Here is a 25,930-nt window from a genome sequence, read left to right on the forward strand (position 1 = left end):
AGCCGGGCGATGACGGCGGAGTATGCGGCGACGACCGAGAAATTCGCCTCTACCCCGCCGCGCCTGCGCGCTTGGTCTGCTTCGCCGGCGCAATTTCGGTCGTCGCAATCAGGCGCTTCAGCTCGGGAATGCAGGAGCCGCAATTGGTGCCGGCCTTGAGCTTTACGCCGATCTCGGCGGCCGTGCGCGCGCCTGCGACGATGGTGTCGCAGATGGTGCCGCGGCCGACACCAAAGCAGGCGCAGACGACCGGACCGGTCGAAGCCGCGCCCTCGCTCGACTTACCGGACAACAGCATGCGCCGCTGCTCGTCGGTGACATGGTCGGCGACGAACAGGCTCTTCACCACCTCCCAATCGCCGGCATCATGCGCGGGGCCGACGAACAGGCAGGTTTCGATGCGGTCGCCGGCAAACGACGCCGCGCGATAAACGCCGCCGCCGAAGTCGCGATAGTCGGCGACGTCCTCGCCGGCAACGCCACCGAGCCAGGCCGGCCAGCGCGACAGGTCCGCATTGTCGGCGAAGAGATAGCCGAAGCCGCCGGCAACAGTGACGCGCGTCCACATCAGGTTTGGCGGCAGGTCCAGCTGCTTGCGCGACAACGCAAAGCCCCGGAAGACGTATTCATAAGGCCCGATCGCGGCTGGTGTCGCCTTGGACTCCGGCTGCCCCGAGAACGGATCGGTGAACGGTGCGACCAACGCCCCGACGCGACCGTGCGAGGCGTTCATCGCACTCCAGTGGATCGGCGCGAACAGCGTGCCGCGCTGCTGGCGGTCGCTGACGACGACCTTGAGGGTGCACTGACCGTAGTCGGTGGTGATGCGGGCGTAGCCGTCATGGACGATGTTGTATTTGTTGGCGTCATCGGGATGAATCTCGACGAACGGCTCTGGCAGATGCGCGCCGAGCCGCTGGCTGAGGCCCGTGCGCGTCATGGTGTGCCACTGGTCGCGGATGCGCCCGGTATTGAGCCGCAGCGGCCGCGAAGGCCCGGTCTCGCCACGCAGCGCCGGCACTTCCGGCGCGACGAAGCGGCCCTTGCCGTCATTGGTGAAGAAGCCGCCGGCCGCGAAGAAGCGCTCGCCGGGCGCCCCGCCTTCACGCGCCGGCCACTGCACGGGCTTCAAGGCGTCGAAGCCCTCGTCGGACAGCGAGGTCAGCGCGCCGATATCGAAGTCGCGGCTGCCATCGTTCTCGAACGCCGAGAGCGCGGCGTGCTCGCGAAAGATGTCGGCTGCGGATTTGTAACTGAAACTGTCGCCGAAGCCGAGGCGTTTTGCGGTTTCGCTCAGGATCCACCAGTCCGGCCGCGCCTCGCCGGGCGCCGGCAGGAACGAACGCTGGCGCGAGATGCGGCGCTCGGAATTGGTCACGGTGCCCGACTTCTCGCCCCAGGCGAGCGCGGGCAGCAGCACGTGCGGGCCGGCATCGACCGTGTCGTTGGAGAGCACGTTCTCGGAGACCACGAACAGCTCGAGCTTCTTCAGCGCCTCGCGCACGAAGTCCGCGTCGGGCAGCGACACTGCGGGGTTGGTGCCCATCACCCACAGGGCCTTGACCTCGCCGCGGTTGATGGCTTCGAACAGCTGCACCGCCTTCAACCCTTCATGGGTGGCGATGCGCGGCGCCTTCCAGAACCGCCTGACACGGTCGATGTCCGGCGGCGTGAAGTTCATGTGTGCGGCGAGCTGGTTGGCGAGGCCGCCGACCTCGCGGCCGCCCATCGCGTTGGGCTGGCCGGTGAGCGAGAACGGCGAGGCACCCGGCTTGCCGATGCGCCCCGTGGCAAGATGGCAGTTCAGGATCGCGTTGACCTTGTCGGTGCCCTGCGCCGACTGATTGACGCCTTGCGAGTACAGCGTGACGACGCGGGGCGTGTCACGGAACATCTTGAAAAAGGTGGCAACGTCCTGCTCGGAGAGGCCGGTCGCCAGTGCGGTCGCGGTGACGCTGCCGGCGATGCTGCGTGCGCGCGCCAGCGCGTCGTCAAAGCCCGACGTGTTTTGCGCGATGTAATCCTGATCCAGTGCACCATTGTCGGCGAGGTGAACGAACAGGCCGCAGAACAGTGCCGTGTCGGTGCCGGGCTTGAGGCCCAGGAACAGATCGACGTCGGTCGCGGTGTCGGTGCGGCGCGGATCGATCACGATCATGCGCGCGCCGCGCTCCCCACGGTTCTTCAACATACGCTGGAACAGGACCGGGTGGCACCAGGCGGCATTCGAGCCGACGAACACCAGCAGATCGGCCTGGTCGAGATCCTCGTAGCAGCCGGGCACGGTGTCGGCGCCGAAGGCGCGGCGGTGACCGGCAACCGAGGACGACATGCACAGCCGCGAATTGGTGTCGACGTTGGCCGTGCCGACAAAGCCCTTCATCAGCTTGTTGGCAACGTAATAGTCCTCGGTCAGCAGTTGGCCCGAGAGATAGAATGCGACCGCGTCGGCGCCATCGCGCGCGACGATGTGCTGCATGCGATGGGCGACGTGATCGAGCGCATCGCTCCAGGCGACGCGTTCGAGCACGCCCTTGCAGCGGATCATCGGATAGAGCAGCCGGCTTTCCAGCCCGACCGTCTCGCCGAGCGCCGAGCCCTTGGAGCACAGCCGGCCGAAATTGGCAGGATGATCCGGATCGCCCGCGATCGCCGCGCCGCCCTTGCCGTCCGGCGTCGCCAGCACGCCGCAGCCGACGCCGCAATAGGGGCAGGTCGTCTTGGTGGCGCGGAGCGTGGGATCGATCGCCGTCATATCAAGCCGCCTCTATCAAGCCGCTTTGGAGGGACGCGCGAGCACGCGGCCGAACATCATGTCGGCGCGGATCGCCGCCACCTTTTCGCGGTTGCGGATCAGTTCGAGATACCAGAGCGCATCGACGGTATCGCCGATCAGTAGGGCGCCGGTGAGCCGGCCCTCGGCGATGACGAGCTTTTTGTAAGTGCCGCGCCTGCGGTCTGACAGCACGAGGCTCTCGCTGCCCTCCCCGCCCATGAAGTCGCCGGCGGAGAATACGCTGACCCCCGACACCTTCAGATTGGTCGAGACCACGCTGCCCTCATAGGCCGCGGGACGACCGGAGAGATGCCGCGCCAGCACGCGCGCCTGCTCGTAGGCAGGCTCGACGAGGCCGTAGCAGGTGCCGCGATGCTCGGCGCACTCGCCGAGCGCGTAGATATCGGGTGACGCCGTCTGCATCTCGTCGTTGACGACGATGCCGCGGTTGACTGCGATGCCGGCGTCCTTTGCCAGCGCAATGTTGGGCCTGATGCCGGCGGCGAAGATCACCGCATCGGCCTCGATGCGGCTGCCGTCGGCAAGCTCGACCGCTTCGACATGGCCCTCTCCGTGGATGCGCGCTGTGGATGCATTGAGCAGGATGCGAATGCCCTTGCGCTCGACCAACGTCTTGAGCAGGTCGGCAGCGGGCGCATCGAGCTGGCGCTCCATCAGCCGGTCCATCAGATGCAGCAGCGTCACGGGCGCACCGGCCTTGGCGAGGCCGTAAGCCGCTTCGAGTCCGAGCAGACCGCCGCCGACCACGACGACGCGCTTCCTTGCGGCAGCGAGCGTCAGCAGCAGATCGACGTCGCGGGTGTCGCGGAAGGTGTGCACGCCGGAAAGGTCGGCGCCCGGCACGTTGAGCCGCAGCGGCGTCGAGCCGACGGCGAGCACGAGCTTGGAATATTCCATGCTCTCTTCGCCTTCGATCTTGAGCTCGCGTCGGCCGGTGTCGATCTCGCTGACGCGATAGCCGTAGCGCACCGTGACGCCGCGATGGCGCCACCAGTCGGCGGGACGAAGCTCGATCTCGTGCGAGCCGGTTTCGCCGGCCAGCACGGAGGAGAGCAGAACGCGGTTGTAAGCGAGCCGCGGCTCTTCGCCGATCACAGCAACCGCGTAGCGGCCGAGCGAGGTCTTGGCGAGCTCGTCAACCAGACGCGCGGCCGCCATACCGTTACCGACGATGACCAGCGGTTCACTCACAACGCATCTCCTATTCGGCGGCCTGCGGCTGTGCGCCGTAGGCCTCGGACATCATGTAGCCGGACAACACGCCGTAGGCGTCGGTCCAGGCGGTAGCGAGTTCGGGCGTCCAGGCCTCGCCGAGGCCCTTCTCCAGCGTCCACAGCAAGGTCGCGCCGACCACGGGGTAGTGCTCGGCCTTAGCGCCATAGCCGACGTGACGCTTCGCAAGCGCGGAGGCCGCGGGAAGAATCGAGTCCAGGTTCGACAGACCGCCAACGACGGCGGCGAGCATCCCCATCAGCTTCTTGCGCTGCTCGGTCATGTCCTCGGGAAACATCGCGCGCACGGATGGCGCGACCTCGAACAGACGATCGTAGAACAGCACCGCGGCCTGCGCGGAAATCGGCGCGACCTTAGCAAAGCTCTGTTGCACGAGGGTGATCTGTTCTGGCGTCATGATGTTCTCCTGCCTGTTGGGTTTGCCTTGGTGCGCGCCATTGCGAACCAGGTTCATTGTCAAACTGTCGGGCAATGCTTCTCCCCGCGTACGGGGAGAAGCGAGATTCGTACCAAGTATTAGACACGTGCTCCGGCGAGGCTTGACGCGCCTTCACCCTGCGGGCTGCGACGCAGATAGAACCACCAGGTCAGCGCGAGGCAGGAGGCGTAGAAGCCGAGATAGATCGCGAGCGCGAGCTGCGGCCCGCCGGTCAGCGCGATCGACTTGCCGAAGCCGGTCGGGATCAGATAGCCCCCGACGGCGCCGACCGCGCCGATGAAGCCAACCGCAGCACCGCTCTCGATGCTCGCCGTCTTCAAGGCGCGCGCGCGCTCCGCATCGCCCTTGCCGCGCACCCTGAACAGATTCTGCTCGCGGAAGATCGAGGGGATCATGCGGTAGGTCGAACCGTTGCCGATGCCCGTCGTCACGAACAGGACCAGGAACATCGACAGGAAGCCGATGAAATCCTTGTGCCCGACGAAGTAGAGCACGCCGATCGTCGCGCCTGCCATCACGATGAAATTCCAGAACGTGATGACCGAGCCGCCGATCCTGTCGGCAAGCCAGCCGCCGAGCGGCCGCGACAGCGAACCGACCAGCGGTCCCAGGAATGCGATCGCAATCGTGACTTGCGGGAACTGGGTCTTGATCATCAGCGGAAATGCAGCCGAGTAGCCGATGAAGGAGCCGAACGTGCCGATATAGAGATACGCCATGATCCAGGTGTGCTTGCGCTTGACCACGGCGAGTTGGTTCTTGATCGACGACTTGGCTGTGGTCAGGTTGTTCATGAAGAACACTGCGCCGAACACCGCGATCGCGATCGGCAGCACCCACATCAGGCCGGCGTTTTGAAGGAAGACGCCGTCGACGGGCGTTGCCTGGAACAGGTTGACGACGGCGAGCGTCATCAGGATCGGGGTCAGGAGCTGCACGCTGGAGACGCCGATATTGCCACCGGCCGCATTCAGTCCGAGCGCCCACCCCTTCATCCGGTCGGGGAAGAAGAACGAGATGTTGGTCATGCTGGAGGCAAAATTGCCGCCGCCGAGACCGGCGGTCGAGGCAATCAGCAGCATCAGCCAGAACGGCGTGTCGGGCTGGCCGACGAAATAGGCGAGCGAGAGCGTCGGAATGAACAGGACCGCCGCGCTGAAGATGGTCCAGTTGCGACCGCCGAAGGTGGTCACCGCGAAGGTGTAGGGAAAGCGCATCAACGCGCCGATCAGCCCGGGCACCGCGACGAGCTGGAACAGCTGGTCGGTGGTGTAGTGGAAGCCCGCCTGCGGCAGCTTGGTGGTGACGATGCTCCAGATCAGCCAGACCGAGAAGCCGATATGTTCGGCCACGATCGACCAGATCAGGTTGCGGCGCGCGATAGTCTTGCCAGTTGCATTCCAGAACGCCTCATCTTCGGGGCGCCAGTCTGAGATCCAAGTCTGATTACCAGTCGGACTCTTGGTCATTGCAAATCCCTTCCAGGCTCACCGCTGCGTCGTTGCAGGCTCCGCCTCCGGCCACGGAGGCACGCTCCGAGGCTTCACCCCGGTGGCGAGTTACGATGCTGATTGATGATGTTGAGGGACGTCGTCGTTGGCGTCGCAGTTGGTGTTTCAATTTCCGTGCCAACTGCGCGCATTCCGGAAACGCAGGAAATTCAGAAGCTTGTTCGAAGTGCTCCGAATTTTTGCAAGACTATTTCGCACGCAAATTTTGCGATTCGCTCAATCCCTGTGCGGCGCACAAGGATTGAGCTTGATGATTCAAAAATAGGCGTTGCGTGAGCACCTGTTGGTGACGCGTTTACGCGGCTTCGACGAAACGATGACGCTCATAGAGGAATTCGAGCACGCGCTGCCGGCACTTCAGGTAAGTGGCGTTGGTCGCGAGCTCGAGCCGCTTGCGCGGGCGCGCCAGCGGCACCTCCAGCACCTCACCGATGCGCGCGCTCGGCCCGTTCGTCATCATGACGATGCGATCGGACAGCAGCACCGCCTCGTCGACGTCGTGGGTGATCATCAAAATGGTGTTGCCGAGCTTCTGATGCAGCGCCATCACCGAATCCTGCAAATGCGCGCGGGTCAGTGCGTCGAGCGCGCCGAAAGGCTCGTCGAGCAGCAACACTTTCGGCTCCATGGCAAGCGCGCGGGCAATGCCGACGCGCTGCTTCATGCCGCCGGAGATCTCCGAGGGACGCTTGTCCTTGGCATGAGCCATCTGCACGAGGTTGAGATTGTGCATGACCCAGGCGTCGCGTTCGGCGCGCTTCTTGGTCTTGGCGAAGACCTTGTCGACGCCGAGCCTGACGTTCTCGTACACAGTCAGCCACGGCAACAGGCTGTGGTTCTGGAACACCACTGCACGGTCGGGTCCCGGCGAGTTCACCTCGCGGTTCTCGAGCAGCACGCCGCCGGTGGTGGCGTTGGTCAGGCCTGCGATGATGTTGAGCAGGGTCGACTTGCCGCAACCGGAATGGCCGATGATCGAGACGTATTCGCCCTTCTCGATAGTGAGATTGATATCCTTCAGCACCTCCGTGGAGGCTGCGCCGCGGGTAAAAATCTTGTCGATGTGATCGAGCTTCAAATAAGCGGTCATGTGCTTGTCCTTAGTTCAGCGCGGTGCCGCGGGTGACGATCTTGCCGGCGCCCGCGATCAGGCGGTCGAGCACGAAGCCGATGATGCCGACATAGAACAGTGCCAGGATGATCTCGCTGATATGCGAGGAATTCCAGGCGTCCCAGATGAAGAAGCCGATGCCGACGCCGCCGATCAGCATCTCGGCCGCTACGATGGCGAGCCAGGACAGACCGATGCCGATGCGAAGCCCCGTGAAGATGTAGGGCGCGGCGGCCGGAATCATGATCTTGGCGAAGAATTCGAGCGGGTTGAGCTGCACCACCGCGGCGACGTTGCGATAATCCTGCGGGATGTTGCGGATGCCGACCGCGGTGTTGATGATGATCGGCCAGATCGAGGTGATGAAGATGACGAAGATCGCCGAGGGCTGGCCGTCGCGGAACGCGGCGAGCGACAGCGGCAGCCAGGCGAGCGGCGGAATCGTGCGCAAGACCTGGAACAGCGGATCGAGCCCACGCATCGCCCAGACCGACTGCCCGACCAGCACGCCGAGCGCGATGCCGGCAATCGCCGAGAGCGAATAGCCGAAGGCAACGCGCTGGAGGCTGGCGGACAGGTGCCAGAACAGCCCCTTGTCGATGCCGCCATGATCGAAGAACGGATCGAGGATCAGCTCCTTCGTGTCCTTGAACACCTTCGACGGCGGCGGCAGTGCCGAGCCGGCACGGCGGCAGACCAACTCCCACACCAGAAGCAAGAGCGCGATCACGACCAGCGGCGGGATCACGCGCACGGCGGTCTCCCGCGCCATCCGCGCGTAAGTCTCCGAACGCGGTGGCCGCTTCGGTGTCATCGCGACGACCGGCGCGGCAGCGCTCGCGGGCTTCGCGGTCTCAACCTCGATCTTCGTGGCGGGCATGTTCATCGCAATATCTCTCCGGCTGCAAAAGGCGAGGCGGCCGCCCGGAGGCGGCCGCTGGCTCCATCAGACTTCGACGCGCTTGATCGCGAGCGACTTCAGATAGGCAGCCGGATTTTCCGGATCGAACACCTTGCCGTCGAAGAAGGTCTCCTTGCCGCGCGAGGTGGAGGTCGGGATCTCCGCGCTTGCGATGCCGAGCGTCTTGGCCGCGTCGCGCCACATATCTTCGCGGTTGACCTTGGCAATCAGCGCCTTGGTGTCGAAATTCGCCTCGTACTTGCCCCAGCGAATGTCCTCGGTGAGGAACCAGAGGTCGTGGCTCTGGAAGGGATAAGAGGCGAAGTCGCGCCAGTACTTCATGATGTGCGGCGAATTCTCGACCACCTTGCCGGGAAGGCCGTAGTCGAACTTGCCGGCGGTGCGGTCGAGCACGTCTTCGACCGGGCAGTTCATCCACTGCCGCTTGCCCATGATGGCGGCGAGCTCGGCCTTGTTCTCGGCCTTGTCCGACCATTGCTGCGCTTCCATCACCGCCATCAGCAGCGCCTTCGCGGCCTTCGGATATTTGTCGACGAAGGCGGCGCGCATGCCGAAGGATTTTTCCGGGTGCTTGTTCCAGAGCTCGCCGGTCGTGATCGCGGTGTAGCCGATGTTCTGGTGGATCAGCTGCAGGTTCCAGGGCTCGCCGACGCAGAAGCAGTCCATGGTGCCGACCTTCATGTTGGCCACCATCTGCGCCGGCGGCACCACGATGGTCTCGATGTCCTTGTCCGGATCGATGCCGCCGGCAGCAAGCCAGTAGCGGATCCAGAGGTCATGGGTGCCGCCGGGGAAGGTCATCGCGGCCTTCACGGCCTTGCCCGAGGCCTTCTTCTTCTCGAGCGCCGCCTTGAAGGGCGTGGCGTCGACGCCGAGCTTCAGGTCGGCATATTCGTTGGCGACGGAGATGCACTGGCTATCGAGATTGAGCCGCGCCAGGATGTACATCGGCGTCGGCTGGTTGTTCTGCGTCACCTTGCCCGCCGAGATCAGGTACGGCATCGGGGTCAGGATGTGCGCACCGTCGATGCCGTTGCCTTCTGAGCCGAGCACGAGATTGTCCCGCGTGGTGCCCCAGGAGGCCTGCTTCTGCACGTCGGTGTCCGGCATGCCGTATTTGGCGAACAGGCCCTTGTCCTTGGCGACGAACAAGGGGCCGGCATCGCTCAGCGCGATGAAGCCGAGCTTGGCGCCCTTGACCTCGGGGCCTGCGTCCTGCGCGAAGGCGCCGGCGGGGAAATTCAGTTTTACAGCGGCCAAGAGGGCGGCGGTCGAGCCGGCGGCCTTCAACAATTGACGGCGGCTGAGGCCAGTGTCCGACGGCCGGCGGGTGCGCTTGGTCATAGGCGGTATCGTCCTTTGCGTCGTTGCAGAATGATTGCGTCAGTGCACACGAGCAGCCCGTCCGTCCGGCGACGCCTGAAGCAGCGCATGCGAACGCGCGACGGGGAGACCCCCGTCTGGTGGCGTCGGCAATTCGGATGAGAAGTCTCGCGGGACGGCTTCAATGGCGTCGGCCTGGAACTATTCAAGCTTCGTGCCAAGCGTCACAACGCAGAAAGCAACCCGATATCAGTGTGTTATTGGGGACGCGCCAGTCTGTCGCAGGCCCGTTCCGCTCGCGAAATTTGCGGCTTGCCCAATAATTGTGCGGCGCACAACAGTTGTGCAACAGCTCAAGCAAAAGGCCGCATCAAGCGCAAAAGCCGATGCAGTCCAAGATCTATCTAATTGATATCACTTGATTTTTAGGAGCCTTGTACACGGCACGCAACTTGCTTCTCCATTTACGTCAACGAAGACTGCGGCTTGCCGCATTGATGCAGGCGCTGGCGGCTGCATCCCGGGAGCTCAACTGCTTCGCGGCCCTCCTCGACTCGGTCGTCGTGACGCAATCCCAAGGCTTCCAAACCTCCCCGGCCCACGCGCGGCAGACACCCCGCACGGCCAATAACTTCAGCGGCGCACTCAGGGCGTCTCGATCTCTCTTACGAAGCAAAAGGAACCATCGATGTCGTATCTCGCGCCTTCGGAATTCGTCACCAAGATGGTGGATGCGGGCGAGTCCAAAGTCTTCATGTCCACCCGGGATACCATCATCCGGGCCTACATGGCCGGCGCCATCCTGGCGCTCGCGGCATGGTTCGCCGTCACGATCAACGTGAACACGGGGCAGCCGCTGGTCGGCGCGCTGCTGTTCCCGGTCGGCTTCGTCATGCTGTATCTGCTGGGCTTCGACCTCCTGACCGGCGTGTTCGTGCTCTCCCCGCTCGCCCTGATCGACAAGCGCCCTGGCGTCACTTTCGGCGGCGTGCTGCGTAACTGGGGCCTCGTCTTCGTCGGCAATTTCGCTGGCGCCTTCACCGTGGCCTTCATGATGGCCTTCGTCACGACCTTCGGCTTCACGCAGGATCCCGACAAGGTCGGCGCCGCCATCGGTAACATCGGCGAAGGCCGAACGCTGGGCTACGCCGCGCATGGCGCGGCCGGCATGGCGACGCTGTTCCTGCGCGGGATGCTCTGCAACTGGATGGTCTCGACCGGCGTGGTCGGCGCCATGATCTCGACATCGGTCCCCGGCAAGGTCATCGCGATGTGGATGCCGATCCTGGTGTTCTTCTACATGGTATTCGAGCATTCCGTCGTGAACATGTTCCTGTTCCCCTCCGGCCTGATGCTGCACGCGAAGTTCTCGATCATGGACTATCTGATCTGGAACGAGATCCCGACCGTGCTCGGCAACCTCGTCGGTGGCCTCGCCTTCACCGGCATGACCCTCTACACCACGCACATCATGACCAAGCCGAAGCGCCAGGCCGGCAGGGCCACCTCGCCCCGCATCGCGGCCTGATACGTCTCGACAGGAGAGCCTCGCCCGATCAGGGTGAGGCTCCCCTTTGCCGGTGATGACGATGACCCGCGGACTTCAGATCTCGGTCGGCCAGCATTCCGACAAGGGTCGCAAGCCCATCAATCAGGATTTTCACGGCGTCCTCGTTCCGGACGAGCCGATGCTCAGCCTGAAGGGTATTGCGGCCGTCCTCGCCGACGGCATCTCCAGCAGCACGGTGAGCCAGATCGCCAGCGAGTCGGCGGTCAAGAGCTTCCTGATGGACTATTACTGCACGTCGGAATCCTGGACGGTGAAGACCTCCGCCCGCCGCGTGCTGGACGCGACCAATTCCTGGCTCCACGCGCAGACGCGCAAGAGCCAATATGCCTATGACCGCGACAAGGGTTATGTCTGCACGCTGAGCGCCATGGTCATCAAGGCGACCACCGCGCACATCTTCCACGTCGGCGACTGTCGCGTCTACCGCGTAGCGGGCAAGGCGCTCGAGCAGCTGACCGACGATCACCGGATCATCGTGTCCTCGGAACAGACCTATCTCGGCCGTGCGCTCGGCATCAATCCGCAGCTCGAGATCGACTATCAGAGTTTCGAGATCGAGACTGGAGACACTTTCCTGCTGGCGACCGACGGCGCCTATGAATTCGTCGACGCGCGTTTCATCACCAGTGCGCTCAGCGAGCATGCAGCCGAGCTCGACGGGGCGGCGAAGGCGATCGTCGAGGAAGCCTATCGGCGCGGCAGTGACGACAACATCACGGTCCAGATCCTCCGCGTCGATGCGGTGCCGCAGCGTGAGCCGGCTGGAATATTCAACCAGACCTCCCAGCTGCCGCTTCCCCCGCTGCCGGAGCCGCGGGCCATCTTCGACGGCTACAGGATCGTCCGCGAAATCCACGCCAGCAGCCGCAGCCATATCTACCTTGCCGTCGACGCGGTGACCGAGGAGCCGGTCGCGCTGAAGCTTCCCTCGATCGATCTGCGCGACAATGCCGCATACCTGAAGCGCTTCCTGATGGAAGAGTGGATCGCGCGCCGGATCGACAGCCCGCACGTGCTGAAGCCGTTGTCGCAGTCGAAACGGCGTGGCTATCTCTATGTCGCGACCGAATTCGTCGAAGGTCAGACCTTGCGGCAATGGATGACGGACAATCCGCGCCCCGATCTCGAAACCGTCCGCGGACTGGTCGAGCAGATCGCCGCGGGCTTGCGCGCCTTCCACCGCATGGAAATGCTGCATCAGGACCTCAGGCCCGACAACATCCTGATCGACAAGACCGGCACCGCGAAGATCATCGACTTCGGATCGGTCAAGGTGGCAGGCGTCGCGGAGGCGGCCCCGCAGGACGAGACCGACGAAATTCTGGGAACGGTCCAGTACACGGCGCCGGAATATTTTCTTGGGCAGGGCGGCTCGCCGCGCTCCGACATGTTTTCACTCGCCGTGATCTGTTACCAGATGCTGACGGGAACGCTTCCCTACGGCACCCAAATCGCCAGGATCCGACGCAAGGCGGACGTGCGGAGGCTCAAATACCGCCCGGCCGACGACGACAGCAACGTGCCCGCCTGGGTCGACGGAGCGCTCAGACGTGCGCTCCATCCGGATCCCTACAAGCGGCACGAGGATCTGTCCGAATTCGTGTTCGAGCTTCGCACGCCCAATCCGGCCTATCTCGACACGCGGATCACGCCGCTTTTGGAGCGCAGCCCGCTGATGTTCTGGAAATTGACCACGGCGGCGCTCGCCTGCGTCGTCGTGGTCCTGCTTGCGATGCTGCACGCGCGCTGATCAGGGGTGTCGCCACGCAAAGCATCACCACGTGATCAGCGGAGACCGATGCAGCCAGGTATCGGCGCGCACCTGATCGAGCACGAATGTCGCAAAGTCTTCGCGCGCGATGCTACCGCCATGGAAGCCCGAAAGATCCGTCAGGGTCCGGACCGAGCCGCGGCCGGGCTTGTTGTTCAGGATCGAGGGGCGAACCAGGACCCAGCCCAGCCCGCTGTCTCTGACGATCGCTTCCTGCCGGTCCTTGTCGGCGTACACCTTCTTCAGCAGAAGCGGAAAGATCACATTGTCGGCGATAAGGCCGCCGTGCCCGGCACTGTCGCCGGCGCCCATCCCCGTGATGCAAACCAGCCGAGAGACCTGCTCGGCCTTCATCGCGCTCACGAGCGCGCGCGTCGCGGTCGAGAGAAGCGTCACTTCGCGGAACGGGCTTACCGGTGTACCCAGCGCGCTGACCCGGCGTCACGGCCTTTTAGGGCTTCGCGCAGGGCTGCTTCATCGCGGGCATCTCCGACGATGAGCTTCGTCCCCCTGATGTCACTTGCCTTGTCGGCGGAACGCACCAGCACGGTGACGTCGTAGCCCCGCGCCGCCGCCTGGTTGACGATCAGGCGACCGGTGGCACCGGTCGCTCCAAGCACCAATATCTTCGTTGCGCCTTCCGGATTCACCGGAACAGTGGCGGTTGAAGAGATCATGATAGCATTCCTCGTTGTCGTGATGAGACGTGCCCGTGCCGTCAGGCAGTGGCCGTGATCTCGGAGACGAAGTCGCGATAGGAGCGCAGCGGACGGCCCAACAGGGCGGTCAACCGCTCGACGTCGCCGGACTCGGGGACCATTCCCTCGGTGAGGAAACGCTCGCTCATCAACCGCATGTCGAAAGCCATCCAGCTCGGCATGAACTGCCTGAGGTTCTTCTCGAAGCCGGCGGTATCGTCACCGGGATAGGCGATCGTGCGGCCGAGCACCTCCGACCAGACGGCGGCGGCTTTCGCGCCGGTCAGCGCATCTGGACCGACGAGATTGATGCGCGTGAGCGGAAGCGGGGTTGCGGCGCGCTCACGACGGATCAGCTCGATGGCCGCGATCTCGCCGATGTCGCGTGCATCGATCATGGCGAGCCCCTTGCTCCCGATCGGCATCGGGTAGATGCCGTATCCGGTCACCACGTCCTTGATCGTGACGTCGTTGTTCATGAAGTACGCCGGGCGCAGGATGGTGGCGTTGAAGCCCATCTGCTCGATCATCCGCTCAACGCCGAACTTGCCGGCAAAGTGCGGGACGTTCACGTAGCGATCGCTGTGGATCACCGAGAGGTAGACGACCCGCTCGACGCCAGCTTCGCGGGCCACGTTGAGCGCGATCAGTGCCTGCGTGAATTCATCCGGCACCACTGCGTTGAGCAGGAACAGGGTCGAGACGCCCTTGAATGCGCTACGGATCGAGTCGACGTCGAGCAGGTCGCCCTGCACGACTGTGACGCCTGCCGGGAGGTTTGCCTTGGCAGGTTCGCGGGCGAGAGCACGGACATCGGCACCGCGCTTGACGAGCTGTTCGACGACATGGCGACCGATGGTGCCGGTTGCACCGGTAACGAGGATGGTCATGGGGATCACTCCGGGTTGGGTCAGAAGACATCCGGGAAATTAGTGATCCACAAAAGAACAGATAGTCGCTATATCTGGACGGACTGTCTCACTGGTGGAACAATGGACCTACTCGCACTCGCCGACTTCAATCTCGTCGCCCGGCACGGCGGGTTCGGCCGGGCGGCACGGGCTGCCGGCCGCCCGAAAGCCACCCTGTCCCGGCGGGTCGCGGAGCTGGAAGCCGCGCTCGACCTGCGCCTGTTCGAACGGGGAGCGCGCACCCTGAAACTCACGCAGGAAGGACGCGCCCTTTACGAGCGGACGGGAGCCTTGCTCACCGAGCTCGACGAGACGGCGACAGCGATCGCGTCGGGTGGGGACAGGCCGCGGGGGCGCTTGCGGATCAGCGCGCCTATGCTGTTCTCGCAGACTGCGATGGGAAACCTCGCGGCCGGGTTCGCGCTCAGATACCCGGAGGTCCGTCTCGAGGTCACGACGGAAGATCGCTCCGTCGACATGGTGGAGGAAGGGTATGACCTCGTCATTCGGGTCAATCCCGATCCGGATGACAGCCTTGTCGGACGAATCTTTCTGCGCGATCGGCTGGTGGTGGTGGCGAGCCCGGACCTGAAACGACCGCGGGACGGTATCGCTGTGCCGGCAATCATGCGCGGACCGGGCGACCAGCTGACAAGCTGGGAAGTCACGGTGCCAAGTGGACAATCGCGCATCGCGATTGATCCGGTCCTTCGCCTGTCATCGCTCGTCATGGTCCGCGATGCGGTCCGGGCGGGCGTCGGCGCCGCACGCCTTCCGGTATCACTGGTCAGTCACGACCTGGCTGCCGGCACGCTGGTGCATTGGGGCGACATCGACGGACCAGAGATCGCGTTGTGGACGCTCTATCCATCGCGCCGGCTGTTGAGCGCGCGCGTCTCCGCCTTCCTCGACTTCATGAAAGAAGCCTTTCCGATGGGGACGCCCGACGAACTGGCGGCCTTTATCGGGAGATGAGAGGGCGGCGCGCGCTGCTCGCGCCTGACTGTCAGGCGTGCTCCTCCGCCTTCGTCCCCAGCGGTTTCGGCGCCATGCCGCCGCCCGGCTTGAGGTGGAATTCGTAGCTCATCAGATGCCACTGCCCGTTCGCCTTAGTGCCGTCGGGCATCGCCGCATCGTTGCGCGGCTCGACCTTGGCGACGAGGTCGTCCTTCACGCCGAACACCACGTCGGAATCCAGGTATTTGTCGCCGTCCATGAAAACGTGGGTGATCAGCGGCTCGTAGCCCTTGGCATTGACCAGGAAGTGCACATGCGCCGGGCGCATCGGGTGGCGGTTGGTCTGCACGATCATCTCGCCGACCGGGCCGTCGGTCGGGATCGGATAGCTGCACGGCAGGATGGTGCGGAAGAAGAAGCGGCCATCGCTATCGGTGATGAAGCGCGCCCGCGCCGAGGCGCCGACCTCGTCATAGTTCGGCTTCTGCGAGTCGTAGAAGCCGTCATCGTCAGCGTGCCAGACGTCGACGGGGACATTCGCGAGCGGCTTGCCCTTGAGATCGGTGACACGGCTCTGCACGAACATCCGTTCGCCGCTTTGATTGTTCGGAGAGATGTCGGTGCCGTGCGCCGTCACCTTGTGCTCGCCGACATAGAACGGCCCGAGCACGGTGGTCTGGGTGGCGCCCTCGCGCTCGCGATGGTTGACCGCGTCGACCAGCATGGAGACGCCGAGCACGTCGGACAGGAGGATGAATTCCTGCCGGGTGTCCGTGCATTTCTGGCCGGTGCGGGTCAGGAAATCGATGGCGTATTCCCATTCCGCGAAGGTGAGGCCGGTCTTGCTCACGTAATCGTGCAGCGACTTCACCAATTCCTGGAGCAGGAATTTCGCGCGCGGGTCAGGCGTCTGGTCAAAGCTCCGGACGACGGCTTCGGTGAGTTCGGTCTCGTTGAACTGGGTCATGGTGCGTTTGCCTGCGTTTTCTCATTGGCCCGTTGGGGATCTTTTGGGCTGCTTGGAGGCGTTCCAAAGTGAAGCTTACACCAAACAGCCGGCCGGCGTTAAGCGCGACCGGCTTGGAATGAGACCGCCTTTTCGGCTATCAACGCCGGACAAAACTGCTCGGAGGAACTGATGCTCGCCCCCACCCCCGCCTCGCCCGAATCCGTGGGCATGTCCAAGGCCGCGCTCGACCGTGTCGATGCGCATCTGAAGAGCAGGTACATCGATGCCGGCCGCTTCCCGGGCACGCATCTCCTGGTCTATCGCCGTGGCAAGATCGCCCACAGCTCGGTGCAGGGTTTTGCCGACGTCGAACGCAAGCTGCCCGTCAAGGACGACACCATCTACCGCATCTATTCCATGACCAAGCCGCTCACCAGCGTCGCCTTCATGATGCTGGTAGAGCAAGGCCTCGTCGCGATCGATGAGCCGGTCGCCAAGTACATTCCGGAATGGAAGGATCTCGGCGTGTTCGTCGCCGGCACCGCGCCTTCCTTCCTGACCCGGCCGCCGTCGCGGCCGATGCTGATCGTCGACCTCCTGCGCCACACCTCCGGCCTCACCTACGGCTTCCAGCAGCGCTCGAACGTCGATGCCGCCTACCGCGCTGAAAAGATCGGCGAGGTCGAGAAGTCCGGCACGCTCCAGACCATGATCGAGAGCCTTGCAAAAATCCCGCTGGAGTTCTCACCGGGCGAGGCCTGGAATTACTCGGTCTCGACCGACGTGCTCGGCTACCTCGTCGGCAAGATCTCCGGGATTCCCTTCGAGCAGTTCCTGAAACAACGCATTCTCGATCCACTCGGCATGACCGACACTGATTTCCACGTGCCGGCTTCCAAGGCCCACCGTTTCGCTGCCTGTTACTCGGCCGACCCGGGTGGCGGCATGACCTTCCATGCCGGCCAGCGCCGCGAGGGCCTGACCCTGCAGGATGATCCAACCAAGAGCTCGTTCCTGTCGCCGCCGTCCTTGATCTCGGGTGGCGGCGGGCTGTGCTCGACGACGGCCGACTATCTCACCTTCTGCCGTGCGCTGCTCAATGGCGGCGAGCTCGGCGGCGTCAGGCTGATCGGGCCGAAGACGCTGGCGCTGATGACGACCAACCACATTCCAGGCGGGCGTTTCCTGCCGGAAGTGTCGCGCTCGCTGTTTGCAGAAGCCGCCTACAACGGCATCGGCTTCGGCCTCGGCTTCGCCGTGACCATGCGCCCGGCCGAGACGCTGGTCGCCGGCAGCCCCGGTGAATACAATTGGGGCGGCGCGGCCACGACGTCGTTCTGGATCGATCCGGCCGAGGAGCTGATCACCATCTTCATGACGCAGGTGCTGCCATCCAGCGCCTACCCGCTCCGGCGCGAGCTGCGCAGCATGGTCTACGCTGCGATCACCGAGAGCAATCTCTGAGCAAAATGCACCGATCCCGCGGCATCAGAGCCGCGGGAGCAAGCCCCGCTCATTTCAACATCTCCGGCACGATCAGGCGCGGCAGGAACAGGGAAACGCTGGGCCAAATAATGAGCGCCGCCAGCACGAGCAGCATGGGGATCAGCATGATCACCGTGTCCTTCAGCGCATAGCGCAGCCGCACCCCGGCGATCGAGCAGGCGATCATCAAGCACAGTCCATAAGGCGGCGTCACCAGCCCGAAGGCCAGCGAAACGATCGAGATGATCGCAAACTGCACCGGATGAAGGTCGACCGATTTCGCCAGCGGTTCGAGAACGGTACCGACGATGATGATCGCCGGAATGGCGTCGAGGAAACAGCCCACCACCAGAAAGCAGAACGCGATGAAGAAGCCGGCCCCGATCGCGCCCATGCCCCAGGTCGAAACGTTGGCCAGCAGTTCCTGCGGGATCCTGTAGTAGGCCAGCAGCCAGCCGAACGCGCTGGCGGTGCCCACGCAGAACAGCGCGACACCCGCGAGACGGCCGGTGTCGAGCAAAGCCTTGTAGAGTTCGCGCGCGCCGGTTTCACGGTAAAAGAATGTCGATAGCGCCACGGAATAAAGCACCGCGACGCAGGCGGATTCGGTCGCGGTGAACCACCCCAGCAGGATGCCGCCGACGATGATGAACGGCGTCAGCAGCGCCGGTATCGAGCGCCAGATGGCGCAGCACATCTCCCTCCAAGTGTCCTTCGGATAGGTCGGGTAACCTCGTCGCACGGCATAGATATGCACTGTCGCCATCTGCGCTCCGGCGATCAGCAATCCCGGCACGATGCCCGCGAGATACATCGCGGCGATCGAGGTCGAGATCAGTCCACCCCACACGATCATCAGGATCGAGGGCGGGATGATGACCGCGAGCACGGCCGAGACCGCGGTGATCGCGATGGAGAACGAGAGGTCGTAGCCCTCCTTGGTCTGGGCATCGATGAAGATCTTGGACTGGCTCGCCGCGTCCGCGGTGGAGGAGCCGGAGATGCCGGCAAAGAACACCGACAGCACGACGTTGATCTGCGCCAGCGACCCTGGCCAGTGCCCGACCATCGAGCGCGACAGCGCCACCAGCCGGTCGGTGATGCCGCCGATGCTCATCAAATTGGCGGTGAGCAGGAAGAACGGCACCGCCAGCAGGATGAAAGAATTGTAGGCGTTGAAGGTTTCCTGCGCGAGCGTCATCAGGGACAGATGCGGCTCGATCAGCAGGATCGGCACGCAGGCAAGGCCAAGCGCGAAGGCGACCGGCACGCGTATGATGAGCAGGCCAACGAAAGTCCCGAACAGGACCATCGCGGCCTGTCCGGCAGAAAGAACATTGCCGCTCATTGATTTGCCCCAACCAGAATCCGCATCTCGTCGACAATCTGTTCACCGGCGAACACGATCCAGGTCACGCCGGCAACCGGCCAGGCGACGTGGATCAGCCAAAGCGGCAGATCGGCCAGCTCCGACGTCCTGTTCCAGGCAAAGCGGGTGAACTCGATGCCGGCGGATACGAACACCACCGCCAACGCCAGCACGCCGAGCCGCGCGAGAATCCGCACCAGGGCTTCGCTTCGGCGTGACAGGTCAGGCCAGACGTCGACTTCAAAATGCTGCGACTCTCTGATGCCGACCATGGCGCCGATCATGATCGTCCAGATGAACATGAACCGTGCCATTTCCTCGGTCCAGATGTAGGACGGAATCAAGGGCGTGTAGCGCGAGATGATCTGCAACGTGACGGGAATGACCAGAAGGCCGACAGAGGCGGCGAGCAGGATTTCCAGCAGTTTTGCATAGGCCGCCGTTGCTCGGCGCCATAGCGACGGGTTCGGTGGCATCGATATTTCGGTCATTACGACTCCGGGGGATCACAATCACGCAATGGGGCAAGCCGTCCGGCTTGCCCCGACGTCCTGTTGCGTGGGCGGCGACAGTTCTCAGACGACGTTGATCTTCTCGAAAATGCCTTCCGCGCCGATTTCCTTGGCGTAGGTGGCCATCACGGGGTCGGCGAGCTTCTTCATGGCGTCCCGCTCCTCGAAGGGAACGCGCTTGAGCTTGCCGGCCTTCTCCAGCGTGTCGAGCTTGACGACCTCCTCGCTCGACTCCAGTTGTCGGCCATAGTCGCCGGCCTCCTTGCCCGCCTTCATGATCGCGTCCTGCAACTCCTTCGGCAGGGTCTTCAACGTCTTCACGGAGAAGCAGATCGGCCGGATCGACACGGCGTGCTGGGTCAGGTTGAGATGCGGGGCCACTTCGTAGAACTTCATCGCCTCGACGCCGGCCGCCTCGTTCTCGCCGGCCGATATCACGCCGTTCTGGATCGCATTGTAGATCTCGTTATAGGCGATCACCGTCGGGCTCATGCCCACGGCCGCAAAGGTCTTCGACCAGATCGGCGCGCCCTGTACGCGCACCTTGAGGCTCTTGAGGTCGGCGAGAGTCTTGAGCGGCTTGTTGGCGAAAATGTTGCGGATGCCACCGCCGGAATAGCCGATCAGAACGACCTCGGCCTTGGCCGCGACTTCGTCGGCGATCGGCGCCAGGATGTTGGCTTCGACGACCTTGTTCATGTGCTCGATGCCCTTGAACACGAAGGGGGCGTCGATGAACGGGGCCGCCTTGGCGAAGGTCGACATGTGAGCCGGCGAGACGATGCCGTAATCGACGGCTTTGCCCTGCGACATGTACTCGAAATACTGCTTTTCGAGGCCGAGCGAGGAATTCCTGTGCAGCGTGAAGTTGACTGGCTTGCCGTAGTACTTCTTCACCAGCTCTTCGAACCGGAGCAGGGCCCGGTTGAAGGCGTGGTCGTCGTTGAACTGGACCGCGCCGTTCAGCGTGATCGGCGACTGCGCCCGGATGATCGTCGGCATGCCAATCGCAGCCGCCGCAGTGGTCGCGCCGAGCCCCGCGAGAAATGACCTTCGCTTCATCGTCTCCCCTCCCTTTTGATGCTCCGGCCCTGTCGCCGGGCCGTGAGCGCAGCCGGTATGCGGCTTGCGAGAGGGAAGCGTATGGAAAACGTCGGCGGGACGAAAGTCATTTCGCGTGCGTGGGAGGCCCTCTTCGTCGCAGGGCCACCCTTTTTCGCGAACTGCTGCACTGCAACTTGCGCTCCTGCCGATGCGTGGCAGGCCGAGGGGCGGCTTTCCACAGGCGACAGACGGCTTGCGGACCTGTGCGCTGCACGCACAGATCCGCTCGCCTTCCACTCCCGTTTAGTGCATGTGACCGATCAGATAGATGCCGCCGCCGATCACCAGCACGGCCGGCACGGCCCAGAGAATCAGAACTGGCATTTGTCATCCTCCTCAGTTCGACGTGCAGACCTTGACGGTCTTCATGCCGGTTTCAGCTTCGGTGCGCGACTTGTAGATCGTGCCCGAGGGGCTGACGACGGTCATAGACGTGTCCGTCGGCTTCTTGTCGACGATCGTGCACTTCTTGGTCTTGACGTCCTGCACGACGTAAAACTCGTCGGCCGCGAACGCCGGCAGGGATATTGCGGCAAGCATCAGTGTTGCAGTTACGATCTTCAACTTCATTTGTCGTCCTCCTCCAGAGCCCGAGCCGTTCAGCTCGGTCAGCTACAAACGGGAAAAAACGGCAATTTGTTCCCTGAGCCGGGAACGCTGTCGGCGATGAGGGGTTGTTGCGGCGCATATTCAAACGAGGAGAACGAGATGAAGAAGTTGTTCCTGCTTTCCGCCGCGGCGGTCCTCATGTCGACCGGCGCTTTCGCGCAATCGACCGTCGTGACGACGACCGGGACCGGCCACGCGGCGGCGGTTCAGATCGAGCCGCAATACCGAACCAAGATCAAATCCTACGTCACCGAGCATCGCATTCGCCCGGTGACGACGAAGGAAAAGATCGTTGTCGGCGCGGCCGTGCCGAGCGATGTCGAGCTCGAGGCCGTTCCCGCAGACTGGGGTCCGTCGCTGACCAAGTATCGCTACGTCTACTCCGGCGATCGCGTGATGCTCGTCGATCCCGGCTCGCGCACGGTCGTTCAGGAAATTGATTGATCCAGATGTAAGGGGGGCCGCCTCGAAGGCGGCCTCCCTCTCTGGGAGTTGACGTTATGAAATCTTATCGAGAGGCCCGGATCGCCGGGCTCAGCCTGGCTGCCGTCTACGCCATGTGCCTGCTGCTGACCGCAATCAGCATGAGCTGAGGCGCTGCCGCGGACTGCGCTGCAAAAATCTTGTCCCTGGGCGGCTCGTCCGGACGCGAAAAATTATGGCGCGCCGCAAATCCCGCCCCTATGGTCTCCCAAAATCATAAATCCGGCGCTCCCTTGCGCTGGAACCGGGACGCCTGCGTTTGTCAAAGCTCACTTTGCCGGTCCGGCTCGCTCTTCTGGTCACGGGAACGATGTTGCCGCTGATCGTCTTCGCGGTCGGTATTGCCGTCTACAATTACAAGCAGGACCGCAACGACGCGACCCGCCGCGTGCTGGAGAACGTGCGCAGCATGCGCCTCGTGCTGGACTCCGAGGTGCAGCGGATGACCGGCGGCCTGCAAGTGCTTGCGCTGACGAATTCGCTGCGCGACGACGACTTCCAGAATTTTCGCCGCATCGCCCTCGGCTTCGTCGATCAGTATGGCAAGGGCGGCCTGGTGCTGATCTCCGATCGCAAGGGCCGACTGCTGTTCTCCTCCGCGACGGAGGACACCGCAAGCCTGCCGCCACGCGGCCACCTGGAGATCATCGAAAAGGTGTTTGCGACCAGATCGCCGCAATATTCCGACCTGTTCACCGGCGCGATCAACGGCCGGCAGGTGCTTACGGTCGAGGTTCCGGTGCTCCGCGACGGCGAAGTGATCTACGACCTCTGCTTCAGCCCGCCGGTCAGCATCTTTCAGGACCTGGTCGAAAAGCAACGGCCCGACCGGGATTGGACGGTCTCCCTGCTCGACACCAAGGCCATCGTGTTCGCGCGCACGCCGAACCCTACGGAGATCTTCGGCAAGCGGGCTACCGGCACGCTGTACGAAAGTATGTTGCGCACGCCGGAAGCCGCACTCTCGACGGTTTCGCTCGACGGTGTTGCGTTGTCCACCGTCTATACGAGGTCACGGCTGACCGGCTGGACCATCGTGGCCGGCGTCGCCGAGAGCTCGCTGATCGCTCCGCTCTGGCGCAACATCGCGATCACCAGTTTTATCGGCGGCATCCTGCTGCTGACCGGCTTGACCTTCGCGGTCAGGATGGCAACCACGATCGCGCGCGGCGAGATGCTGCACGATCTCCTGATCGACGAGCTCAACCATCGCGTCAAGAACACGCTCGCGTTGATGCAGGCGATCGCGGTGCAGACCTTCCGCAGCGCCAGCCGGGACGAGCGGGCAAAATTCGAGGGCCGGCTCGGCGCGCTGGCCGAGGCGCATAATTTGCTGAGCCAGGAGAAATGGGCGGGCTCCGAGCTGCGGGACGTGATCACCCGCGCGCTCCAGCCGTTCCTGCTGAATAATCCGGCGCGCATCCGCATGGCCGGACCCGCGGTGCCGCTGTCGCCGCGGCTCGCCGTGGTGCTGTCGATGATCGTGCACGAGATCGCCACCAACGCCGCAAAGTACGGCGCGCTGTCCAACGAGACCGGACGGGTGGCGCTGGAGTGGGAGGTCCTTGCCGAGGCGCCGAAGCCGCGGCTGCGCCTGATCTGGACCGAGAGCGGCGGACCGCCGGTGACGGCGCCGGTGCAGCGCGGCTTCGGCTCGCGCCTGATCGAGCGCAGTGCGCGCGACCAGCTCGGCGGCGAGGCCACCGTCGACTTCCTGCCCCGGGGCGTGGTCTGCACGGTGATTTGCGCGCTGGACGAGGCGCGATGAACGGAGGCCGGCAATGAAGATCACTAGGGTTCGCACGCACATTCTCGAAGCAAAGCTGTCGCAGCCCTTTGCCTATTCGCGCGCCTGGTACGACACGCGCACCGCAATGCTGGTCGAGATCGAGACCGACAATGGTCTTGTCGGATGGGGTGAATGCTACGGCCCGGCGCGCATCACGGCGGCGGTGGTGCAGAGTATCGCTCCGTGGCTGATCGGCGAGGATCCGTTGCGCACCGACGTGCTGTGGCAGATGGTCTATGCGCGCCTGCGGGATCACGGCCAGAAGGGCGTCGTGATCCAGGGGATGAGCGGCATCGACATCGCGCTATGGGACATCAAGGGCAAGCATTTCGGCGTACCCGTGCATCAGCTTCTCGGCGGCGGCGCGCGCAAGCAGGTTGCGGCCTACGCGACCGGTCTCTACCGGCGCAAGTCAGGCGATCCGCTGAACTATCTGGCGGAGGAAGCGGCGGGTTATGCCGCCGAAGGATTCCGCGCCGTGAAGCTGAAGGTCGGTTTCGGCATCGCGGAGGATGCCGCGGTCACCCGCGCGGTGCGCGAGGCGATCGGCCCCGATGTCGCGCTGATGGTCGATGCGAACCACGCCTATGACGCGGTCGCGGCGATCCGGCTCGGCCGCCTGATCGAGCGCCATGACATCGGATGGTTCGAGGAGCCGGTGCCGCCGGAGGACATCGCGGGCTATCGCGCGGTGAAATCCGCGCTCACGATTCCGGTCGCCGGCGGCGAGTGCGAATTCACGCGCTTCGGCTTCCGCGAGCTGTTCGTCTCGCATGCGCTCGACATCGCCCAGCCCGACACCTGCGCGGCGGGTGGCTTGAGCGAATGCAAGAAGATCGCCGACATGAGCGAGGCGTTCGGCATCCGCTACAATCCGCACGTCTGGGGCACCGGGATTGCGATCGCCGCCTCGCTTCAGCTCCTCGCCGTGCTGCCGTCGCACACGCCGACCTCGCTGGCTCCGCTCGAACCGATGCTCGAGTTCGACCGCACCGAGCATCCGATCCGGCAGGCGGTTTTGAAGGAGCCGATCGAGCATGCGAGGGGCGTCGTGCGGGTGCCCGAGGGGCCGGGCCTCGGCATCGAGATCGACCGCGAGGCGCTGGCGCGCTTTGCGGCGGAGGCCTAACCGATCGTCTGCAACGCCGGGAACGTCTCAAGCAGCCAGATGCTCACATTCGACACCGCGCCGGTGAGGAAGCCGACGCCGGTGATCACCATCAGGACGCCCATGGCGCGCTCGACATTGACGAGATGGCCCTTCATGCGCGCGAACAGGGTGGAAAACTGCTCGATCATCAGGGCGGCGATCAGGAAGGGAATGCCGAGGCCAGCCGAATAGACCGCGAGCAGGCCGGCGCCCTTCGTGACTGTCGCTTCGGCGGCCGCGACCGAGAGGATCGCCGCGAGGATCGGGCCGATGCAGGGCGTCCAGCCAAAGGCAAACGCGAGCCCCATCACATAAGCACCCCAGAGGCCGACGGGCTTGGGCGCGGTCAATCGTCCCTCGCGCATCAAGAGGCCGATGCGCGTCAGGCCGAGGAAATGCAGGCCCATGACGATGATGACGATGCCGGCGAGGATCGAGAGTTCGGCCGACCAAGCGCGGATCAGCCCGCCGATCAGCGAGGCGCTGGCGCCGAGCGCCACGAACACAGTGGAGAAGCCGAGCACGAACAGGAGCGCCGACATCATAATCGCGCGTTTGGAGACTGATGCGGGCTCGTTGCTTTCGACATGCTCGATCGTCGCGCCCGTCAGATAGATCAGGTAGGGCGGGACCAGCGGCAGGACGCAAGGGGAGAGGAAGCTGACGAGGCCGGCAATCAGCGCCGCCGGGATTGAAACATTTTGCATGATGCAGTCGAAGCCATCTCAGGCGCCGGCGCGGCGCGCGGGGGGTGCGCGCGGCCCGGAGCCGAACCGGCTCTGGTGTAGCCGATGCCAGCGAATGCGCAACAGAGGCGCACAAAACCAGGGCTCCTCCCGATGCCGTCTGTGATCACAGATGCGGCATCGGGACACGCACAAATCTCGCCAAAAAGCGAGACTTGGCGGCGCGGCTACTTCACCACGCGGAGCAGCGGACGCCGGGGCTGGTCCTGCGTCTGCTTGGAGGGGGGCTGCGGTTCGTTGGTCGCGGTCCGCAGCATTTCGTCGCACAGTGCCTTGAGGTCGGCACTGTCAATTCCTTTGAGTTTCATCCGCACGTCCAGGATGACAATGGACAGCAGCTCGGCCGACTCGCGGCTGTTGCTCTCGTTGAGCACCCTGCGGCACTCTTCGAGCGTTTCCAGCACCGACTGCAACTGTTCGTCTGAATGCGACACCGGCGTTCTTCCCGCTAATTCGGCCTGTGAGACGTGGTTGTGACGACCTCTTTGGCC

22 protein-coding genes and 1 pseudogene are annotated in these 25,930 nt (G+C 63.9%); 7 read left to right on the forward strand and 16 right to left on the reverse strand.

Translation table 11 applies throughout. From position 1 onward, the window contains the following. Positions 1-49: 49 nt before the first annotated feature. The 7 genes from IVB48_RS09260 to IVB48_RS09290 form a co-directional block, all read right to left on the reverse strand. Positions 50-2,755 (reverse strand): nitrate reductase, encoded by a 2,706-nt coding sequence (locus tag IVB48_RS09260; protein WP_247399604.1) that lies wholly within the window; start codon positions 2,753-2,755, stop codon positions 50-52. 15 nt (positions 2,756-2,770) lie between these two features. After that, positions 2,771-3,988 (reverse strand): FAD-dependent oxidoreductase, encoded by a 1,218-nt coding sequence (locus tag IVB48_RS09265; RefSeq protein ID WP_346658976.1) that lies wholly within the window; start codon positions 3,986-3,988, stop codon positions 2,771-2,773. Between the two features lie 10 nt (positions 3,989-3,998). Next, positions 3,999-4,427, reverse strand: coding sequence for a globin family protein (locus tag IVB48_RS09270; protein WP_247360035.1), 429 nt, complete (start codon positions 4,425-4,427; stop codon positions 3,999-4,001). A 119-nt stretch (positions 4,428-4,546) separates the two neighbouring features. Next, on the reverse strand, positions 4,547-5,938 hold the full coding sequence (locus tag IVB48_RS09275; RefSeq protein ID WP_247399606.1) for an MFS transporter: 1,392 nt from the start codon (positions 5,936-5,938) through the stop codon (positions 4,547-4,549). Positions 5,939-6,275: 337 nt separating this feature from the next. Continuing rightward, a complete protein-coding gene (locus IVB48_RS09280; RefSeq protein WP_027568839.1) occupies positions 6,276-7,070 on the reverse strand; it encodes an ABC transporter ATP-binding protein in 795 nt (264 codons plus the stop codon). Between the two features lie 10 nt (positions 7,071-7,080). Beyond that, on the reverse strand, positions 7,081-7,977 hold the full coding sequence (gene ntrB / locus IVB48_RS09285; RefSeq protein ID WP_007593954.1) for a nitrate ABC transporter permease: 897 nt from the start codon (positions 7,975-7,977) through the stop codon (positions 7,081-7,083). A 60-nt stretch (positions 7,978-8,037) separates the two neighbouring features. Beyond that, positions 8,038-9,357 (reverse strand): CmpA/NrtA family ABC transporter substrate-binding protein, encoded by a 1,320-nt coding sequence (locus tag IVB48_RS09290; RefSeq protein WP_247360037.1) that lies wholly within the window; start codon positions 9,355-9,357, stop codon positions 8,038-8,040. A gap of 667 nt (positions 9,358-10,024) precedes the next feature. Here IVB48_RS09290 and IVB48_RS09295 point away from each other — a divergent pair. Together IVB48_RS09295 and IVB48_RS09300 are read left to right on the forward strand one after the other, a co-directional pair. Beyond that, a complete protein-coding gene (locus tag IVB48_RS09295; RefSeq protein ID WP_247399608.1) occupies positions 10,025-10,864 on the forward strand; it encodes a formate/nitrite transporter family protein in 840 nt (279 codons plus the stop codon). Positions 10,865-10,919: 55 nt separating this feature from the next. Next, on the forward strand, positions 10,920-12,656 hold the full coding sequence (locus IVB48_RS09300) for a bifunctional protein-serine/threonine kinase/phosphatase (RefSeq protein WP_247399610.1): 1,737 nt from the start codon (positions 10,920-10,922) through the stop codon (positions 12,654-12,656). 24 nt (positions 12,657-12,680) lie between these two features. Here the strand turns inward: IVB48_RS09300 and IVB48_RS09305 are convergent. Then, positions 12,681-13,354, reverse strand: a pseudogene (locus IVB48_RS09305) (SDR family oxidoreductase). A 41-nt stretch (positions 13,355-13,395) separates the two neighbouring features. Continuing rightward, a complete protein-coding gene (locus IVB48_RS09310) occupies positions 13,396-14,265 on the reverse strand; it encodes an NmrA/HSCARG family protein (protein ID WP_027568833.1) in 870 nt (289 codons plus the stop codon). 102 nt (positions 14,266-14,367) lie between these two features. Here IVB48_RS09310 and IVB48_RS09315 point away from each other — a divergent pair, with 102 nt between their 5' ends. Further along, complete coding sequence (locus IVB48_RS09315; RefSeq protein ID WP_247400001.1) at positions 14,368-15,261, forward strand: LysR family transcriptional regulator; 894 nt, start codon at positions 14,368-14,370, stop codon at positions 15,259-15,261. Positions 15,262-15,292: 31 nt separating this feature from the next. Here the strand turns inward: IVB48_RS09315 and IVB48_RS09320 are convergent, their stop codons facing one another. Then, complete coding sequence (locus IVB48_RS09320; protein ID WP_247399612.1) at positions 15,293-16,210, reverse strand: intradiol ring-cleavage dioxygenase; 918 nt, start codon at positions 16,208-16,210, stop codon at positions 15,293-15,295. 171 nt (positions 16,211-16,381) lie between these two features. Between IVB48_RS09320 and IVB48_RS09325 the strand changes: the two genes are divergently transcribed. Then, the gene (locus IVB48_RS09325) at positions 16,382-17,656 is read left to right on the forward strand and encodes a serine hydrolase domain-containing protein (protein ID WP_247399614.1); all 1,275 of its coding nucleotides are present in this window, start codon (positions 16,382-16,384) and stop codon (positions 17,654-17,656) included. A 49-nt stretch (positions 17,657-17,705) separates the two neighbouring features. Here the strand turns inward: IVB48_RS09325 and IVB48_RS09330 are convergent, their stop codons facing one another. The 4 genes from IVB48_RS09330 to IVB48_RS09345 all read right to left on the reverse strand — a co-directional run bounded on the left by IVB48_RS09330 (position 17,706) and on the right by IVB48_RS09345 (position 21,232). Next, positions 17,706-19,025 (reverse strand): TRAP transporter large permease, encoded by a 1,320-nt coding sequence (locus IVB48_RS09330; protein WP_027568829.1) that lies wholly within the window; start codon positions 19,023-19,025, stop codon positions 17,706-17,708. Continuing rightward, positions 19,022-19,537, reverse strand: a complete 516-nt coding sequence (locus IVB48_RS09335) for a TRAP transporter small permease (protein WP_027568828.1) — start codon at positions 19,535-19,537, stop codon at positions 19,022-19,024. The genes IVB48_RS09330 and IVB48_RS09335 overlap by 4 nt, the downstream gene beginning before the upstream one ends. Positions 19,538-19,621: 84 nt before the next feature. After that, a complete protein-coding gene (locus tag IVB48_RS09340) occupies positions 19,622-20,620 on the reverse strand; it encodes a TRAP transporter substrate-binding protein (protein WP_247399616.1) in 999 nt (332 codons plus the stop codon). Positions 20,621-20,998: 378 nt separating this feature from the next. Then, on the reverse strand, positions 20,999-21,232 hold the full coding sequence (locus IVB48_RS09345; RefSeq protein WP_027568826.1) for a hypothetical protein: 234 nt from the start codon (positions 21,230-21,232) through the stop codon (positions 20,999-21,001). A gap of 138 nt (positions 21,233-21,370) precedes the next feature. On the opposite strand from IVB48_RS09345, the gene IVB48_RS09350 reads away from it, so the two are divergent. From IVB48_RS09350 to IVB48_RS09360, 3 genes are all read left to right on the forward strand, one after another. After that, positions 21,371-21,715: a DUF1236 domain-containing protein gene (locus tag IVB48_RS09350; protein WP_027568825.1), complete on the forward strand. Its 345-nt coding sequence runs from the start codon at positions 21,371-21,373 to the stop codon at positions 21,713-21,715. A 349-nt stretch (positions 21,716-22,064) separates the two neighbouring features. Then, positions 22,065-23,522, forward strand: coding sequence for a sensor histidine kinase (locus IVB48_RS09355; protein ID WP_247400002.1), 1,458 nt, complete (start codon positions 22,065-22,067; stop codon positions 23,520-23,522). Positions 23,523-23,535: 13 nt separating this feature from the next. After that, entirely contained in the window at positions 23,536-24,672 is a 1,137-nt protein-coding gene (locus IVB48_RS09360; protein ID WP_247399618.1) for a mandelate racemase/muconate lactonizing enzyme family protein, read from the forward strand. On the opposite strand, the gene IVB48_RS09365 is transcribed toward IVB48_RS09360, so the two are convergent. Together IVB48_RS09365 and IVB48_RS09370 are read right to left on the reverse strand one after the other, a co-directional pair. After that, complete coding sequence (locus tag IVB48_RS09365) at positions 24,669-25,400, reverse strand: cytochrome c biogenesis protein CcdA (RefSeq protein WP_081747935.1); 732 nt, start codon at positions 25,398-25,400, stop codon at positions 24,669-24,671. The genes IVB48_RS09360 and IVB48_RS09365 overlap by 4 nt on opposite strands. Before the next feature lie 206 nt (positions 25,401-25,606). Beyond that, the gene (locus IVB48_RS09370) at positions 25,607-25,873 is read right to left on the reverse strand and encodes a hypothetical protein (RefSeq protein ID WP_007593979.1); all 267 of its coding nucleotides are present in this window, start codon (positions 25,871-25,873) and stop codon (positions 25,607-25,609) included. Positions 25,874-25,930 lie beyond the last annotated feature (57 nt).

It is taken from the genome of Bradyrhizobium sp. 76 (assembly GCF_023073025.1).
In the GTDB taxonomy this organism is placed as follows: domain Bacteria; phylum Pseudomonadota; class Alphaproteobacteria; order Rhizobiales; family Xanthobacteraceae; genus Bradyrhizobium.

Bases quoted from the DNA above. Each gene is read 5' to 3' on its own strand.
- IVB48_RS09335 (WP_027568828.1), bottom strand. From the start codon at position 19,537: ATGACCGAAATATCGATGCCACCGAACCCGTCGCTATGGCGCCGAGCA.
- IVB48_RS09355 (WP_247400002.1), top strand. From the start codon at position 22,065: ATGTTGCCGCTGATCGTCTTCGCGGTCGGTATTGCCGTCTACAATTAC.
- ntrB (WP_007593954.1), bottom strand. From the start codon at position 7,977: ATGAACATGCCCGCCACGAAGATCGAGGTTGAGACCGCGAAGCCCGCG.
- IVB48_RS09350 (WP_027568825.1), top strand. From the start codon at position 21,371: ATGAAGAAGTTGTTCCTGCTTTCCGCCGCGGCGGTCCTCATGTCGACC.
- IVB48_RS09360 (WP_247399618.1), top strand. From the start codon at position 23,536: ATGAAGATCACTAGGGTTCGCACGCACATTCTCGAAGCAAAGCTGTCG.
- IVB48_RS09290 (WP_247360037.1), bottom strand. From the start codon at position 9,357: ATGACCAAGCGCACCCGCCGGCCGTCGGACACTGGCCTCAGCCGCCGT.
- IVB48_RS09330 (WP_027568829.1), bottom strand. From the start codon at position 19,025: ATGAGCGGCAATGTTCTTTCTGCCGGACAGGCCGCGATGGTCCTGTTC.
- IVB48_RS09295 (WP_247399608.1), top strand. From the start codon at position 10,025: ATGTCGTATCTCGCGCCTTCGGAATTCGTCACCAAGATGGTGGATGCG.
- IVB48_RS09275 (WP_247399606.1), bottom strand. From the start codon at position 5,938: ATGACCAAGAGTCCGACTGGTAATCAGACTTGGATCTCAGACTGGCGC.
- IVB48_RS09260 (WP_247399604.1), bottom strand. From the start codon at position 2,755: ATGACGGCGATCGATCCCACGCTCCGCGCCACCAAGACGACCTGCCCC.
- IVB48_RS09320 (WP_247399612.1), bottom strand. From the start codon at position 16,210: ATGACCCAGTTCAACGAGACCGAACTCACCGAAGCCGTCGTCCGGAGC.
- IVB48_RS09365 (WP_081747935.1), bottom strand. From the start codon at position 25,400: ATGCAAAATGTTTCAATCCCGGCGGCGCTGATTGCCGGCCTCGTCAGC.
- IVB48_RS09280 (WP_027568839.1), bottom strand. From the start codon at position 7,070: ATGACCGCTTATTTGAAGCTCGATCACATCGACAAGATTTTTACCCGC.
- IVB48_RS09340 (WP_247399616.1), bottom strand. From the start codon at position 20,620: ATGAAGCGAAGGTCATTTCTCGCGGGGCTCGGCGCGACCACTGCGGCG.
- IVB48_RS09310 (WP_027568833.1), bottom strand. From the start codon at position 14,265: ATGACCATCCTCGTTACCGGTGCAACCGGCACCATCGGTCGCCATGTC.
- IVB48_RS09315 (WP_247400001.1), top strand. From the start codon at position 14,368: ATGGACCTACTCGCACTCGCCGACTTCAATCTCGTCGCCCGGCACGGC.
- IVB48_RS09325 (WP_247399614.1), top strand. From the start codon at position 16,382: ATGCTCGCCCCCACCCCCGCCTCGCCCGAATCCGTGGGCATGTCCAAG.
- IVB48_RS09300 (WP_247399610.1), top strand. From the start codon at position 10,920: ATGACGATGACCCGCGGACTTCAGATCTCGGTCGGCCAGCATTCCGAC.
- IVB48_RS09345 (WP_027568826.1), bottom strand. From the start codon at position 21,232: ATGAAGTTGAAGATCGTAACTGCAACACTGATGCTTGCCGCAATATCC.
- IVB48_RS09270 (WP_247360035.1), bottom strand. From the start codon at position 4,427: ATGACGCCAGAACAGATCACCCTCGTGCAACAGAGCTTTGCTAAGGTC.